At 44.7% G+C, this 15,831-nt stretch carries 15 protein-coding genes; 13 read left to right on the top strand and 2 right to left on the bottom strand.

Annotated elements, in window-relative coordinates; all coding sequences use genetic code 11:
- Window positions 1-467 precede the first annotated feature (467 nt).
- Window positions 468-2,498 (top strand): anti-sigma factor family protein, encoded by a 2,031-nt coding sequence (locus tag ACFVAD_RS01260; protein WP_386635142.1) that lies wholly within the window; start codon window positions 468-470, stop codon window positions 2,496-2,498.
- Between the two features lie 156 nt (window positions 2,499-2,654).
- Here the strand turns inward: ACFVAD_RS01260 and ACFVAD_RS01255 are convergent, their stop codons facing one another.
- The gene (locus tag ACFVAD_RS01255) at window positions 2,655-2,900 is read right to left on the bottom strand and encodes a YjcZ family sporulation protein (RefSeq protein ID WP_386635140.1); all 246 of its coding nucleotides are present in this window, start codon (window positions 2,898-2,900) and stop codon (window positions 2,655-2,657) included.
- A gap of 212 nt (window positions 2,901-3,112) precedes the next feature.
- Between ACFVAD_RS01255 and ACFVAD_RS01250 the strand changes: the two genes are divergently transcribed.
- The 12 genes from ACFVAD_RS01250 to ACFVAD_RS01195 all read left to right on the top strand — a co-directional run bounded on the left by ACFVAD_RS01250 (window position 3,113) and on the right by ACFVAD_RS01195 (window position 15,126).
- Window positions 3,113-3,433, top strand: coding sequence for an ArsR/SmtB family transcription factor (locus tag ACFVAD_RS01250; RefSeq protein WP_386635137.1), 321 nt, complete (start codon window positions 3,113-3,115; stop codon window positions 3,431-3,433).
- A 3-nt stretch (window positions 3,434-3,436) separates the two neighbouring features.
- The gene (locus ACFVAD_RS01245) at window positions 3,437-3,826 is read left to right on the top strand and encodes an SRPBCC family protein (RefSeq protein WP_386635134.1); all 390 of its coding nucleotides are present in this window, start codon (window positions 3,437-3,439) and stop codon (window positions 3,824-3,826) included.
- A 33-nt stretch (window positions 3,827-3,859) separates the two neighbouring features.
- Window positions 3,860-4,561: an FAD-dependent oxidoreductase gene (locus ACFVAD_RS01240; RefSeq protein ID WP_386635131.1), complete on the top strand. Its 702-nt coding sequence runs from the start codon at window positions 3,860-3,862 to the stop codon at window positions 4,559-4,561.
- A 213-nt stretch (window positions 4,562-4,774) separates the two neighbouring features.
- On the top strand, window positions 4,775-5,329 hold the full coding sequence (locus ACFVAD_RS01235; RefSeq protein WP_386635128.1) for a hypothetical protein: 555 nt from the start codon (window positions 4,775-4,777) through the stop codon (window positions 5,327-5,329).
- Window positions 5,330-5,747: 418 nt separating this feature from the next.
- On the top strand, window positions 5,748-7,259 hold the full coding sequence (locus ACFVAD_RS01230; RefSeq protein ID WP_386635125.1) for a sodium:solute symporter family protein: 1,512 nt from the start codon (window positions 5,748-5,750) through the stop codon (window positions 7,257-7,259).
- A gap of 14 nt (window positions 7,260-7,273) precedes the next feature.
- Complete coding sequence (locus ACFVAD_RS01225; RefSeq protein ID WP_386635123.1) at window positions 7,274-8,512, top strand: AGE family epimerase/isomerase; 1,239 nt, start codon at window positions 7,274-7,276, stop codon at window positions 8,510-8,512.
- A gap of 470 nt (window positions 8,513-8,982) precedes the next feature.
- Window positions 8,983-10,248, top strand: a complete 1,266-nt coding sequence (locus ACFVAD_RS01220) for a neutral/alkaline non-lysosomal ceramidase N-terminal domain-containing protein (protein WP_386635121.1) — start codon at window positions 8,983-8,985, stop codon at window positions 10,246-10,248.
- The gene (locus tag ACFVAD_RS01215; protein ID WP_386635118.1) at window positions 10,238-11,014 is read left to right on the top strand and encodes a glucosamine-6-phosphate deaminase; all 777 of its coding nucleotides are present in this window, start codon (window positions 10,238-10,240) and stop codon (window positions 11,012-11,014) included. Before ACFVAD_RS01220 ends, ACFVAD_RS01215 begins: the two co-directional genes overlap by 11 nt.
- Window positions 11,004-12,164 (top strand): N-acetylglucosamine-6-phosphate deacetylase, encoded by a 1,161-nt coding sequence (locus ACFVAD_RS01210; protein WP_386635116.1) that lies wholly within the window; start codon window positions 11,004-11,006, stop codon window positions 12,162-12,164. Before ACFVAD_RS01215 ends, ACFVAD_RS01210 begins: the two co-directional genes overlap by 11 nt.
- 45 nt (window positions 12,165-12,209) lie before the next feature.
- Window positions 12,210-12,965 carry a sugar isomerase domain-containing protein gene (locus tag ACFVAD_RS01205; protein ID WP_386635113.1) on the top strand — a complete coding sequence of 252 codons (756 nt, stop codon included), beginning with the start codon at window positions 12,210-12,212 and terminating at the stop codon, window positions 12,963-12,965.
- 57 nt (window positions 12,966-13,022) lie between these two features.
- Window positions 13,023-14,129 carry an ROK family transcriptional regulator gene (locus ACFVAD_RS01200; protein WP_386635111.1) on the top strand — a complete coding sequence of 369 codons (1,107 nt, stop codon included), beginning with the start codon at window positions 13,023-13,025 and terminating at the stop codon, window positions 14,127-14,129.
- A 202-nt stretch (window positions 14,130-14,331) separates the two neighbouring features.
- Window positions 14,332-15,126: a sporulation protein gene (locus ACFVAD_RS01195; protein WP_386635108.1), complete on the top strand. Its 795-nt coding sequence runs from the start codon at window positions 14,332-14,334 to the stop codon at window positions 15,124-15,126.
- Between the two features lie 450 nt (window positions 15,127-15,576).
- On the opposite strand, the gene ACFVAD_RS01190 is transcribed toward ACFVAD_RS01195, so the two are convergent.
- A complete protein-coding gene (locus ACFVAD_RS01190) occupies window positions 15,577-15,822 on the bottom strand; it encodes a hypothetical protein (protein ID WP_386635106.1) in 246 nt (81 codons plus the stop codon).
- Window positions 15,823-15,831: the final 9 nt, after the last annotated feature.

Below are 15,831 nucleotides of genomic sequence, written 5' to 3'. Positions count from 1 at the left end.
TTCTCTCCCTCACTTGATTGTAAGTGTAGATCGCAAACGGACGCCCATTATTAATAAAGTATATGAGGCGAAATTAGTTTGAGAAGTGAAAGAAGGGGATGCGTGGGGCCGGTTCTCTGCTTCTTTTTATATATTGCCAGGCGATACGCGATTTGTCAGGTTAAGCGGTACGCCCATATGGCATCATTTTGGGGCCTGTGGTAAGCGTCCGTCCGTATCGGGTAGCGCTATATGGGTTTCTTTATTTTTTTTATATTCATATCCTTGGCAGTAAGGTCCGTATCGCATAACGCTACAAGCGCTATGATATCCATGTGGGTCTACTACCAACATCTCATCAATTAGATTCTTTTTTCAACAAATTTAAATCTCATATTCTAATATAAATGGTATAATTATCCTGAATTTATTGTTAGGGCAGGTGAAAAGCCATCGGAAGTAAGAAGATCACAAAGATAAAAACTAGTATGGTATTGGAGTTTGTTAGGAAGCATCAAGAAACGGTTCTTCAGCTTGCTGCCATTTTCGAATACCAAGAGGAAGAGCGGTTGGAGCTGGCTGCTTCTGCTTGTGAACAGCTTTATGTGAACCTCACGATTGAAACAGAAGAGGCTGTATTGCCGATAGAGGATTTGATGAAGGTAACGTTTACCTCCTGCATTCTACAAGTAAAAAGGATTCGTACAGCCGGCGCTCGTCATCACGATATTGGGCTGGATTTTGAGGAGTATTTTCATAACCTCCCTCACACTGACCAGCAATTACTTCTCCTGCATCATGTTTGGAACTACCCCATCTCAACACTCACCAAGATCCTGCAGCAAGATCAACGTACTGTAACTGACATCCTGTTATCAGCAAAAAGGGAAATGAATACGCTTCTCCTGGAAATGACAGACACTCCAAAAGAATGTTTATCGATGGATACCCTCATTGATTATGTGGAAAATCAAAAAGACAAAGCGTGCGTGGAGGACCACCTTGAATTTTGTCCGACCTGCAGGAAAAGGATAGAAATGTGGAAAAATGCAGCTACCTTTCTACATAGTTTTTTTAATACGGCGTGGCCTTTTGATGATTCAGATGAGCTGGAAACCCGCGTAAAGGCACGATTCAAACCGTATGAAAAAAAGAAAAAGAAGAAGGCTCTATTGAAGCAGACGCTCGCATTGACAGCAATGGTAGCCGCTTTTCTGACATTCATGACCTACCTGCCAGAGCTTACCCACATGAAAACCCTGGCAAGCAACTATGTGAAGCACGGTTCCTTCTACAACGTTTGGGACGCGGGCACATATGTGGCAGAGGATGCCGGAATTAGGATAGAGATGACCGAAATAGAGCTTACACCCCTTTCTGCAGGGCTTCATTTTACCATCCAATCAAGCGAGAAGGAGCTGGTTCCAGAATATACGGAAACCGGAGAACAGCTACTTGCAAAACCGGAGCTTATTTTTGTGAAAATAGGCGAAGAAGTCCATCCGCTCCCGCACGCAATCATATCGCTCAATGAAGAGAAGACAGAGGGGACCATATACTTCAACGTGGACCGGTTGGATGTAGAGGAAATCCCGGATGAGTTCATCCTTCAATTCCGGACAAGCAGGATCGGCGGCGTATTTGGATCATGGAACCTTGATATTCCCGTTGACTTTTCAAATGGAAGCAAGGAACAAACGAAGTATGCACACAATGATCCAGTTGTTTTTGAAGATGTCATGGAGTTGGAAGTAAAGAACTTTTCCGCAACAGACACGAGCAGCCTTCTGGAAGTGAAAGTGGATTTTACAGATGAGGAAAAGGATCGGATTGAACATTACGTAGATGCATTGCGAAAAGAAGCAGATCATCCAATTGAGTACCCGTACCTCTATGCCGGATATCGGGTAGTGAATGAAGACGGGGAGGAAGTACTCAAGGCGGATGCCCTCATTCCTACTCTGTACGGTGATGATATGGTAATGGATGAAAGCGCCATGCATGCCCGTAATGCGTACTTTCCGTACGTTGTGGAGGAAGGAAGCAAAGAAATAGTCCGGCCGTTGCGAGAAGGGGAAAAGCTGTTTTTGGAGCTGCAGAATGCAAGTTATCAAGAGCCTATTTCACTTGAGATCCCCATCAAAATGGAGGAAGTGGAAAAAGCACGGATTGGCCTGGATATTAACGGTACGAGTCTAGACTACCTGACCGTAAAAATATTGGAAGCCGATGGAAATAACTCCGAGCGGTATAGCATCACCATTACAGGTACACATGCTAATGATGCCATTATCAAACAGTTTCATTGGTCATTGAGAGAGCAAGGCACTCAATACCTCGCGTACTCTACAAACTGGCATAACTATATCGAGGATCTGGACTGGATGGAAGACAAGAATACCCTGTTGAAGCTGGAGATTCCCACAGGCCAGGAAATTCCCGAAACCATTTGGGTAGACGCTTATTACGTCTCCAATCATTTGGTTATAGATGGGTTGGAGAGGATTCCTTTGAATTAAGGGGGAGGTTCTCTGCTTCCCTAGACTTCATGCTCAAAAGGGGTTCCGTTTTAAAGTTTTTTTACTTTAAAATGGAACCCTTTTTACTTTTTTTGAATCAAATTATTTAGCGATTTAAAGTGCAAACGGGACACGGAACCTGTCCCCGCAAACCAATTAACACTTAGGGAAACTACACCCTACAATGATCAGTAAGATAAACAACACAACAATTAATAAAAAGGTGTTACCATGGCATGGAGCATGGCAGCCATATCCATAAGCAGGGGCAGCATAATGAGGCATAGGCATAACAGGGGCCTCCATTACACCTGCTACCATTTGTGGTGCTGGAACTGGTATGTTTGGTGGTGCATTTATTCCTGCCACCATATTAGGTGGTGCATTTACGTTAGCATACATATTCTCTTTACTTCCTTTCGGTTTAGGATAACTTATACTGCATTATACTCACCTAGTCGAAAGAAGAACCTGTCAACCCAATAAATGGGTTGGTGTCACGGTTTTCATAAACCACCATCCCATTAGTTCCTCTTGACTAGACACCATTTAGTGTCGTATAATTATGACACTAAATGGTGTCTAATAAGTAAAGTGGAAGGGAGGAAGGATTTTTGAACCATGCTTACCAGGAGCGTGACGTTTATATAGCCATTGCAGATCCGACAAGACGCAAATTACTACGTCTGTTGGCAGACTCGGATGAATTGCCTCTTTACGAACTGACTCCTCATTTTGAAATGGGACGTACTGCTGTTTCGAAGCATCTTGCCATCCTCAAGGAAGCCGACTTAGTAACTAATCGTAAAATAGGCAGAGAAACAAGGTATAGACTAAATGCAGCTCCCTTAAAGGAAGTTAAGGATTGGTTATCTTTTTATGAGGAGTTCTGGAATGAAAGAGCGAGTTTACTTAAAAAAATTTTGGAGGAATAGTAAATGACGGATTTATCATTAGATTTTCAATTTAAGAGTCCCATTGATAAGGTTTGGGACGCATTGACACATTCGGACACGTTAGCCCAATGGGTCATGGAGAATAACTTCAGACCGATTGTAGGATACAAATGTCAGTTCCGAAATGAAGCAATAGGGCTGATTGTGGACAGTGAAGTACTGATAGTTAACAAGCCTCACAAACTATCCTACACATGGGTGGGGGGGCCGATAGATACTATTGTCACATGGACACTTAAACAAGAGGGGGAAACAACCCACCTGCATCTTGAACATTCAGGGTTCGAAGCGAAGAATCAAGCGTTCAATGGTGCGAAATATGGATGGGCTATGATGATTGATGAACTGAAAAACGTGTTGGAGGAAGAATAACACCAACCAACAAAATAGTAAGGGGATAGTGAAATGAGTTTCTTAAAAGATACATTCGCAATACTTAAAAAAAGTGATCTTTCATTCTTAAAAAGGTATAAAGAAACTGATGGTGTCTATACCTTTCTTTTCGAAAAAGAAAAAGATCTAACTTGGCATGCAGGGCAGCATGGTCTATTCACGATAACCCACAGGAAGATAAAAAAAGCTACACGTCCATTAACTGTCGCATCCACTCCCGCTGAGAATGTGGTGAAAATCACAACAGCAATCAGTGATAAGCCGAGCGAATTTAAAAAAGCTTTGCTGGAATTAGAAGAAGGGATGAAAATCAGGATGAATGGTCCTGTAGGATCCTTTTATCCTAATGATAACAGTCCCGCGCTCTTCATTGCAGGTGGCATTGGTATTACTCCTTTTCGAGCAATTGTAAAGCATATGGAAGCAGAAGGTAACAGAATCGAAAAACAAGTTAGGCTACTCTATCTGGATAGTGGAAAATCATATATATATAAAGATGAATTTGATAAGCAAACCTCAATGGACGTCACTTACCTTGCATCAAGGGATGAATTATATCAAGAAATGGATAAATTTATTACCTCCAACAATAATAACGCAAAATATTTTATTGCAGGTTCGAAGTCAATGGTAGAATCCATTACCAGCCATTTGAAAAGTAATGGCATCTTAAAACGTAATATTAAAAAGGATGCGTTTATGGGGATCAACTGAAGCGTGGGAAGGAAGAAGAGTGAACGGTTCTTAAAGGGGGGAATCGTAAGCTTTGCGCGAGAAAAGGCACAACTAGTGGGTCAATCTAGTTGTGCCTTTTTTTTATGAAAAAGAAGCAGAGAACCGTCCGGCGCTTCAATAGGGACAAATGCTTATACAATCTCCGCGATTCTACATATTATATGACAACCTATGAAAAGGAGGACCATGAGAATGGGATTATATATTGAAAAGAATACCTCAAGAAGATCAAGTAGCTGTTCGGCGAAAAGCATCAAAAAATCAAAGTTGGCTTGTAAGGAGAGGGATATCAGGAAACTTGCGGACTTTGAGTATTTTGTTGCGGATCCCAATATTTTTAATACAGGCAGCTTAAACCTGGATATCAATATCGAAACCATCGTAGCTGCCATCACAGGAACTAACATTGCCGAGGATTCGAAAGTGCTCCTGCAGGCAATCATGCACTTTACGACCAATAACGCACTGAACTCCACCGTTATAGTCCGGATAAGGAAATTCACCGCACCATTCATTGCATTGAACCTTGGAGAAACCATCTATGAAACAGCCGCCCTCAACCTAGAATCCCAAGCATTTGCCGCAATCAATGACCAAATCAGCGTCTTGCATGTAGACGATGACTATTCATCCTGTGAAGAACGGGTTACCTATGTATTGACCGTCCAGGTCTCGTTCACCCAACAGCAGGGAAGTTCCATCACCCTTGTAAGACCCATCACCTTTACCGGAACAGAATACAAATGACCAAGGATTAGCGGGGACGGTAAGGCAACCGTCCCTTAGCTCTTTTTTTCTGGAATAATATAAAAACAAACCGTATCTATGTCGATTTATAAACCAGCTTACTTAATCCCTATTTAAAAGGATTTGATCTTCGGTTTAATCAAACGTTTGTTTAAAATTCTTTCATAAAATGGTTTTCTACGATATTTATTGGAAGCAGAGAACCGTCCTCTGCTTCTCCCTCACCTCTAAAATGAAGAGTCAGATTTTTAATAAAATTCTAAATTCAATTTTACAAACTAGACAACTTGTGTTATTTTTTCATTATATTAGTCATATATTATTACTAAATGGTGGAGGTGATGAATTCAGGCTGAAATTTTAGATAGTTTTGCAGTATGTTTTTAGTATTTAAGATGAAAAGAGGGGGAGTACGAAGATGAGTGGTTTGGATTGGGGAGTCATTATTGCATTTTTCTTATTGATGATCGTGATTGGTTTCACCACTTACAAAAAGGTACAAGGCTCAAAGGATTATTTTGTTGCAGGAGGAAAGCTTCCTTGGTGGCTGGGTGGGATATCCCATCATGTAGGCGGTTATAGTGGGGCTGTATTTGTGGCCTATGCAGGGCTTGCCTATACGCATGGATTCAGTTTGTATGTATGGTGGGCGTTGCCGATATTCGTATCTGTAATTGTAGGCGCTTACATTATGGCGCCGCGCTGGTCGAAGCTTAGGACGAAATTGGATATTGAATCTCCGACCGAATACCTGGCGATGCGTTACAATGTGCCGACGCAGCAATTGATTGCCTGGAGCGGGGTGCTATTGAAACTGTTTGACGTCGGGGCCAAATGGGCTGCCATCGGAATTCTGCTTAACGTGTTTACAGGGGTTCCAATCATGTACGGAATCTTGTTGTCAGGATTGGTTTCCTTGGTTTATATCACGATAGGTGGTATCTGGGCCGACCTTTGGACAGACTTTGCTCAATTTGTCATTCAGGTGGTTGCCGCATTTGTCATGTTCTTTATTGTCTTGACCAAAATGGGCGGGGTCAGTTCCATTTTCGGAATCTGGGATAAGCTTCCCCCAGCGAACAGCCAGCCGTTCAATGAACCATATTCGATAGGTTATGTGTTGGTTTTCGTCTTTATTGTTTTCCTGAGCTACAACGGTGGTACCTGGAACCTTGCAGCAAGATACATCGCTTCTCCATCCGGGAAAGAAGCAAAGAAATCAGCACTATTCTCAGGTTGGCTTTATCTTCTGTTCCCATTGATTCTCTTCTTCCCGATGTGGGCAGCGCCGCTGATCCTGCCGAATCTTGAAGATCCAACCAAATCGTATGCCCTTTTGACACAGGAACTTCTGCCAGCCGGTTTAGTTGGCCTTGTAGTAGCATCACTATTCGCCGCAACCATGTCGATGACATCCTCAGACGCCAATACCATTTCATCCGTAATCACCAGAGATATACTACCAGTCATGTCCCGGAAATTCAAAGGGCTTGGTCAAAAAGCGACCCTGAAAATTGCCCGTATCACGACATTTATCTTTACATTCTCAACTCTTATTATCGCCATCTATTCGGATAATTTCGGCGGAGTACTCGGTCTATTGATTTCCTGGTTCGCAGCGCTTGTCGGACCTGTCTCCATTCCGATGCTGCTTGGACTGTTGCCTGCCTTCAAGCGAAGCGGTTCGGCTGCTGCCTTTTCATCTATCATTGCAGGCTTTATCATGTTTGCCGTCACAAAATACTGGGTGGATTGGCCGTTATACGTGGAACTTGGCACGCCGGTATTCTCCTCCGCACTTGTCTATATCGGAATGGGCTTCTTGAACAACAAAGCGGTCTCGCCGGATGTGGAGGATATGCTTGAAGCTATCAGCAAAAGTGACGAAGATCTTGCGAGTGATTCCAAAAACATCAATACAGCATTATAAATGAGGAGAATTCAATGAATGAAGTAATCAAATTTTACCGTAAGGAGATCGTGGAGAACTTCTGGCCCTTTTGGGAGAAATCCTTCGATCACAATCACGGCGGTGTTTTCACCTGCTATACAAACGACGGTTCACAGCTCGTCAGTAGGGATAAGTATACGTGGTCACAGGGGCGTTTCCTTTGGCTCTGCTCCGAGCTGTACCAACTGACTGCAGAGGGGCGATTGCCCTTCGATTCAGCAGCATTAAAGAGCATGGCGGACAAAACGTACGCCTTTTTGAAAAAGCATACATTGACCGATGAAAAACATGTCCTTTATGCAGTCACCGAGGACGGAAAGAAGCTGGAGGGGCAGGCGGATATCAGTATCTATGCCGATTGCTTCTTCGTTCTAGGGGTGAACAAATATGCAGAGGTTTTCCATGACGCCGAGGCTTTTCACCTGGCTTTATCGGTGTATGGGACGATAAATAGTAGAGTTAGGGATGGAAGGGTGAAGACAGAGCCATATCCCATTCCAGAAGGATTTTTATCGCATTCGTTACCTATGATCCTATTGAATGTGGCGCAGGAAATCGAGGAAACGGCAGGAAGGTTCTCTTTTTCCATTGAGGACCCTGATGTAAGAAAATCGGGTGAGCTGAGCCGATATATCCTGGATCAATTCATTGCTGATGATGGCAGATGCATCGAGCTGAAACGGGAAAATGGCGAAAGTGGCGGCTCCCTTTTGGAAGAGCATCTGAATCCCGGCCATACGCTCGAGGCAGTCTGGTTTCATATTCATAGTTTAAAAGAATGGAAGGAAAGCGAGCGGGAGGAGGTCCTCGGAACACTTTCCAAGGCCGCAATAAAGGCGCTTAAAAGTGGGTGGGACGAGGAATATGGCGGACTGTTGCGCTTTGTCGATAAGGATGGTGGCAAGCCATCTGGCCGGGTAGATGATGAGGAACCCTACTGTGTCCTCATCCGTGATACCTGGGACACCAAGCTCTGGTGGCCGCATTCCGAAGCGCTCTATACTTTACTGCTGCTTCATGAGCGTACCAAGGACGAGGCATTCATGGAATGGTACAGGAAAGTGGCTGACTATACGTTCCGCACTTTTCCTAATCCCGATAAACAAATCGGAGAATGGATTCAAATCAGGAGCCGCGATAGAGAGCCTTTGAATAAGGTGGTTGCGCTACCGGTGAAGGATCCTTTTCATGTGATCCGGAATTTTATTTTGATTATGAAACTGTTCAAGTGAAAGAGATGAGTGGAATGGAGATTCGGAGTAAAACGCTCGTCGTTGGAGTGATGAAGAGCATTTTGACCAAGGATTTGGAGTAAAAAGCCCGTCATAGGAGTGATGAAGAGCATTTTGACCAAGGATTTGGAGTAAAAAGCCCGTCATAGTAGTGATGAAGAGTATTTTGACCGAGGATTTGGAGTAAAAAGCCCGTCATAGGAGTGATGAAGAGCATTTTGATCGAGGATTAGGAGTAAAAAGCCCGTCATAAGTGTGATGAAGAGCATTTTGATCGAGGATTATGAGTAAAAAGCCCGTCATAGGAGTGACGAAGAGCGTTTCGATCATCAGACGGTGCTAAAAAGCTCATCATAAACGGATTGAAGCTAAAAGCCGGGGGATACTCCCGTCCCTCCCCGGCGAACCTTGCGACAACAGCGGAAATCCACGGACGGCCAACATTACCACAAATAAAAGGAGAATGCGACATGCCATTATTGCTAGGAACCCATCAAATGGATATTACCCCAACCCTGCCGGTGCAGCTGGCAGGGTTCGCCCATCGAAAAGGGAAGGCAAGGGAAGTCCATTCTCCTCTATATTTGAAAACATTCTACTTCGAAATCGAGGCACAGGCTTCCGTTATCCTCATAGGGGATGTGATCTGGTGGGATACCGAACTCGTGCAAAAGTGGAGAAGGGCCTTATCCGAAAAATTCCACATAAATCCTGAGAGAATCTGCTTTCACGCCACACACAATCATTCCGGTCCGCAAACAAGCTTTGCTTTTACTAGCCTTCTTGGTGATGCGGATCCGCACTACCTTGACTCATTGGAAGCGGTGATCATCGAAAGTGTAGGAGCTGCTAAGAATGATAAGGAGCTGGTCACTGCCACCCGCAGAAATACAAGCTGTGAAATAGGGGTGAACCGGCGTACTCCAAAGGGCGAGAAAATAGTCATGGAGCCCAATCCCGAGGCATTTGTGGATCATGCAGTTTCCATCATTTCTTTTCAAAAAGAAAACAGTGAAGTAAAGGGAATCCTGATACATTACGCGTGCCATCCGACTGCAACGGATGCCAATGTCGTCTCATCCGAGTTCCCGGGCAGGTGCTGCTCCCTTATCCAAAATCAATACGGGAATGCAGTAATCGGCTTTCTGCAGGGCTGCTCTGGTGAGGTACGGCCCGCTTTGATAAAGAAAAAAGAGTTTTATAGAGGAACTACGTCTGATATGGAAGAGCTGGGTGCAAAGCTTGCAACGTCTGTTCTTGACGCTATGAAGGAACAGGAGGGAGAGAGTCTTGAGATGACTTTTCTGGAAGCAAAGGTGATGAGTGTACCCCTTTTCTTCCAGGAGGGTTATCCTGCAGCAAGAGAGATGGAAGAGGGAGTGCTGGAAATATGGAAGGAGCATGTGAAGAAGAATTGGCCGCCGCATAGGCTTATCAAGCTGGAGCTGCAGGTTTTGCAGCTTGGAAAAGAGTTGAGCCTCGTCTGCTTCAATGGCGAGATGGTCCAGTCTTATGGGGAGTATGTGAAGGAACTGTGTCCCGGGTCGCTTGCACTTGGGTATAGCAATGGAATGATTGGGTATATCCCAACTGCCGAGCAGATCCAGAAGGGCGGCTATGAGTCGGAAGGCTTCATCTATTATTTCGGGTTGCCCGCCCCTTTTCAGGAGGGTATAGAAGTAAGGATACGACAGGCAATAAAAAATAGTTTAGTAGGTGATGGAAATGACGGTTAAAGCGATCAGTGAAGGACAGAAAGAGAAGCTGACATATTATGTTTTTGAAGATCGGGATAGCATGGGCAGGGCTGCAGCCGCGGATGTCGCAGAGCAGATTGTAAAGCTTCAAAGGGAACAGAGCGAGATCCGGATGGTATTTGCCGCAGCGCCTTCGCAGAATGAGGTCCTGCATTATCTGACACAGGACAACAGGATAGAGTGGGAGAGGATCACTGCCTTTCATATGGACGAATATATCGGACTTCATGAGGAGGCGCCACAGCTTTTCCAGAACTTTTTAAAAGAAAAGTTGTTTGAAAAAGTCCCATTCAAGCAGATTCACCTCATCAACAGTACAAATGGGGAGGAAGTGGAGCGGTACACCCGATTATTCCAGGAGAGGCCGATTGATATTGTGTGTCTTGGAATCGGGGAAAATGGCCATATTGCCTTCAATGATCCTCCGGTTGCTGATTTTCAGGATGAAGCGATCATCAAAAAGGTGGAGCTGGAGGAAGCATGCAGGCAGCAGCAAGTGAATGATGGCTGTTTCAAAGGTTTGGAAGAGGTGCCGCTATATGCGTTGACGTTAACGATCCCGGCCTTGATGTCTGCCAAATCCATGTATTGTGTTGTTCCCGGCAAGACAAAAACAGAGGCTGTCCGGGAAACCCTCCATGGTCCGATCGGTACGGCCTGTCCTGCTACCATTTTAAGGACGCATGATCATGCATTCCTGTACCTGGACGGGGATTCCTATGGAGATGAAAAGGATGAGAGATGATCGTTTTACGGTAGAAGGGATTCACTATAAGGAAAATAAGGCAGTAAGGATCGCCATTGAAGATGGCGTCATTCAATCTATCGAACCGTCCACGGGGGAGGAGCCTCAGGTTTATATTGCCCCCGGATTAGTGGATCTTCAGGTGAATGGGTATATGGGCATCGATTTTAATAGCGTGGAGCTTACCTTGGATGAGGTGAAAAAAGCGTGTCTGTTTTTGGCTGAGGAAGGCGTGACCTCTTTCTTTCCTACGATTATCACGAACTCGTTTAATAATATCACGACGCTCATTACGACCATTTCACAAGCACGGGAGCAGGATGAGCTGGTGCAGAGCATGATTCCGGGGATCCACTTGGAGGGTCCTTTCCTATCGGCGGAGGATGGTCCAAGGGGTGCCCATGACCTATGGAATATTCAGCCTCCTGACTGGGGGTTTTTCCAAACATTGAATGACTCGGTCCATGGATTGATCAAAATCATTACCTTATCCCCTGAATGGGCCAATGCTTCGGATTTTATCGAGAAAGCAGTAGCTCACAATGTTTTGGTTTCCATTGGCCACACAGCAGCCACGTCAAAACAGATCGGGGAAGCAGTAAAGGCTGGTGCAAGGCTATCGACACACCTCGGCAACGGAGCCCATGTGATGCTGCCGAGACATCCAAACTATCTATGGGATCAGCTCGCGGAGGAGTCCCTCGCCGCAACCGTCATCTGTGATGGATTCCATTTGCCGTCTTCGGTATTGAAGGTGATAGAGAAGGTGAAGGGGGACGGGATGCTGATCGTCAGTGACAGCGTGGCATTGGCCGGGCTACCCCCAGGCGATTACACAACAGCGGTTGGAGGGGGCGTGACCTTAACGGAAAAAGGAAAGCTTCACCTGAAGGATGAACCGAAGCTGCTGGCGGGCTCCGCCCAAAGCATCCTCTGGGGAGTCAACACCCTGACATCCATGGGCATCACAACCTTGGAAAAAGCAATCGACAAAGCCTCCATCCTGCCAGCAAAGCTTATGAACCTCCCGCAAAAGGACGGCCTGCAGGTAGGAGCGCAGGCAGACCTCATCTTCTACCACAAAGAAAACGGGCGCTTGGAGCTGGTCGGGACAATGAAGTTTGGGGACAGGTCCCGTGTCCCACTTTAGTGGGACGAGGGACCTGTCCCCACAAACCAATGAATGGAGTGTTGTATGATGAAGTATGCACTTGAATATTTTGAACAGATAAAGAGCTATCTGGAACAAATCATCGCGACGGAGAGTGAAGGGATCAATCAGGCTGCAAAGGCTGTGGCGGATCATATAAAGGAAGACAAGATTGTGTATGTGTATGGACCGGGAGGACATTCCAATCTTGGTTCACAGGAATTGTTCTTTCGGGCGGGGGGCTTGATGCATGTCAGTGCCATCCTTGATGAAGGGACCTTGCTTAGTGGCGGAGCCCTTCGTTCGATGGCGATTGAGCGTACTCCGGGCTATGGGAAGGTAGTCATCCAGGATTACGGTCTGGAGGCTGGCGACCTGTTGATCATTGTTAATGCATATGGGATTAACGCTGCAACCATTGATGCCGCCTTGGAAGGGAAAAGTTTGGGTGTGCAGACCATCGGGGTATCGTCGGTGAAGCATGCCAATTCGACTCCTGCGGAACATCCTGCAAGGCATCCTTCCAAAATGAATTTGCACGACATAGTGGATATCGCAATCGATTCCAAAGTCGAAGTGGGAGATGCGGTAATAGAAATGGAGAATCTCGAACAAAAGGTAGGCGCAATGTCGACCTTTGTAAATGCCTATATCCTGAATTCCATCTCGATGGAGGCTATTGCATTATTGGTCAAGCAAGACATTCAGCCCCCAATCTGGAAGAGCGGCAACTCAACTGGGGGAGATGAATGGAACCAGCAGTTTATTTCTCGTTTTAAACACAAAATCAAGAAATTATAAACCTTTGCTTGATATAATGGTAGGAAACGGCAGAAAGTAGAAATGAGGATTCAACCAATGTTGATCAAAGGACCCGGTATATTACGAGAACAAAATCAAAAGAAAATTCTATCGCTTTTACGCAAATATAAGCAAACCTCCCGAAAAGATCTCGCGAAATGGATGGGGGTAAGTAAAAATACCGTGTCCATTATCGTGGATCAGTACATAAATGAGGGCATCATCCGCGAAGTCGGAGTGAAGGACCTGCAAACAGCCGGCCGCCCAAAGATTTTAATTGAATTGAATGCAAATGCATATCAGGCAATCGGACTTGTCATCCACCATGATGGAATCGAATATGTGGTGACCAATTATTATCTGGATGTGCTGAAAAGCGGTTTTATCGAAGTGGAAGGCAAGGATATAACAGCTGTCTGTGAGGAGATAATCAGCATTGTAGGCAGCCTGCTCGAGGAGTTTTCCGATGTACTGGGTATCGGCATCGGGGTACCGGGCATTGTGAATTCACAAGCAGGAATCGTCTATGAATCTACCAATCTTCAATGGAAAAACGTAAACATATTAGATAAGTTGACTGCCTTTATTCAAATACCGCTGGTGATTCAAAATAATGTAAAAATGGCCTCGCTTTGTTCAAGTGTTTATGACGAGGACATCGCTGCCAGCAGCTTTTTCTACATAAGGATTGGTGACGGGATAGGCGGGGCGTTCATCATCGACGGGAGCATCTGGAATGGCGAAAGCTTTACATCCGGCGAGATTGGCCATATTAGCGTTGACCCCAATGGGCCTTTATGCGGCTGTGGGCAAAAGGGGTGCCTCGAAAAAATGATAAGCAGGAAGGTATTCAGCGAATGGCAGTCCACACTTAGTGTCATGTCCGAGGATGAAAGGGAGAGAGTGACAGAACTGCAGCTTCAGCATTACGGAACGCTATTGGGCATCTCCCTTATAAGCATCCTTAACCTGATTAACCCTGGGAAGATTGTGATAGACAGCCATTTCAACAAATATGAAGTATTTCAATCCTCTATCAGGGATTACCTGAATCATAATGCCTTGAAGATACCCTACTTCCAGACGCAGATCTATTTTAATGAGGAAGCTTTCTCTCAATCGGTTGGTGCGGCTACGGCGGTTATTCACCGGTTTGAGGGATAGAGGGGACAGGTTCCTTGTCCCATTGGTGATGCTTGCTTGGAGCCCCATTTAATTGTAGTGAGTTGTAACGATTAGTAGTTTTCTTGAAACACAACGGAGTGCCAATTAATTCGATGGTAACCCCATTTATTACCAATCTGTTAAAGGGAACTTTCCTGGCCTTCTACCCGTATAACCATTAAAAGCCTTTAAGGAGGATATTATGTCACTATTTACAAAACTAGTTGCAAGTGTAGGAATCGGGTCTGCCAAGGTGGATACAAAGCTGAAGAAGAATTCTTTTATGCAGGGTGAAGTGCTGGACGGGATTGTGGATATTTATGGTGGGAGTACCGATCAGAAGATTGATGCCATCAACTTAAAGCTGATGACTTTATATGGGCATGAAGGAAGCGGCCGCCTGACGAACACGGTCATACATACGCATAGGCTTAATGATCCTTTTACCATTCAATCAGGCGGAAGAAAGGAAATCCCGTTTTCCTTCCGCATTCCTTTGGATACCCCGATTACGATGCAGGACCCAAAGACCGGTAAAAACATTCCGCCTGTGTGGATTGCTACAGAGGCAGATGTGAAGAATGCGATCGATCCAAAAGACAAGGATTTCATCAACATTGAGCCTACGGAGGTCCACGAAAAAGTCCTTGACGCACTTCGGGTGCTTGGCTTGAAATTTCGCCAGATGGAAAGTCAGAGGCTGCCATTAAACCTGAAGTCGGATAAGGTATTTGGCCAACAGTACGAATTTGTCCCGACATTCGGCAAATATTTCAAAAGACTCGAAGAAATCGAGGTTTACATTTTCCAAGACGATGAGGAAACAACGGTGCTCTTTGATGTCGATAAGCTTAGGAAAAACGCCTTGTCCTCCATCGCTGACAGATTTAATTTGGACAAGAATAGAGGAAGCGTGACGTTCAAAAACGAACAGATATTACAGGACAGAAGGTCGGTTAGCGATAAGTTCGAAGAGATCATTGATAGGGTGCTGTAATAGTACGGGGGAAGCAGAGAGCCGTCCCGCTGCTTCCAAAAGACTCGTCAAATTTGGCGAGTCTTTTGTTTTATTACAGCGAAATTTCATTAATTTCTTATTCCATTAAATCTCCTTATAATTAGGCGCATCAAAAGGAAAAGGTTCTTATACTCCCAAATCCTCTCCATTTAATCTTTCGGTTGAAAAATAATGCAGTTGTAGCAAGTATTGATGGAGAACAAAATTTGCTGCCGAGATTTTCTCTACAGCATTAGAGCTATTTATTGAGTAGATCACTTTATGTGGTAATAGAGTGAATTTCGGAATCAAATTGCATTACCAGTTCCTAAATCACCATCGTTTACGCAAGTAATCCCTGAAATATCATTACAGTCAATAATCAGGTTTCTAGTAGCGGTACCGCCTGTCGCTGGTGTAACTTCATAAGATAATACAACACAGCAGCTTTTAGGTTTGAAATTTACAAATCGGAATAATGTTGGATTTGTATCCCCCCCCCAAAGCTAAAGGCCCATTGCCTTTTAGAACTATAGCAAATTGTGACAGACTATTGGTGTTACAAAATGTGGTTGTATCATTTAATTCATGAAAGAATTCACATACGCAGCCTTCGCATTTATCTCTTTTCGGCTTTTTGCAGGTGGAGTCCCCACCTGTTACACAAGCCCCACGAAACTGTTCATAATAACCCATATGATTCTC

Origin of the sequence: Sutcliffiella sp. NPDC057660, from assembly GCF_042800035.1 — a bacterium.
GTDB lineage: Bacteria > Bacillota > Bacilli > Bacillales > Bacillaceae_I > Sutcliffiella_A.
Note: the sequence above shows the minus strand (reverse complement) of the source record. Positions and strands in the feature narration are given on the sequence as shown.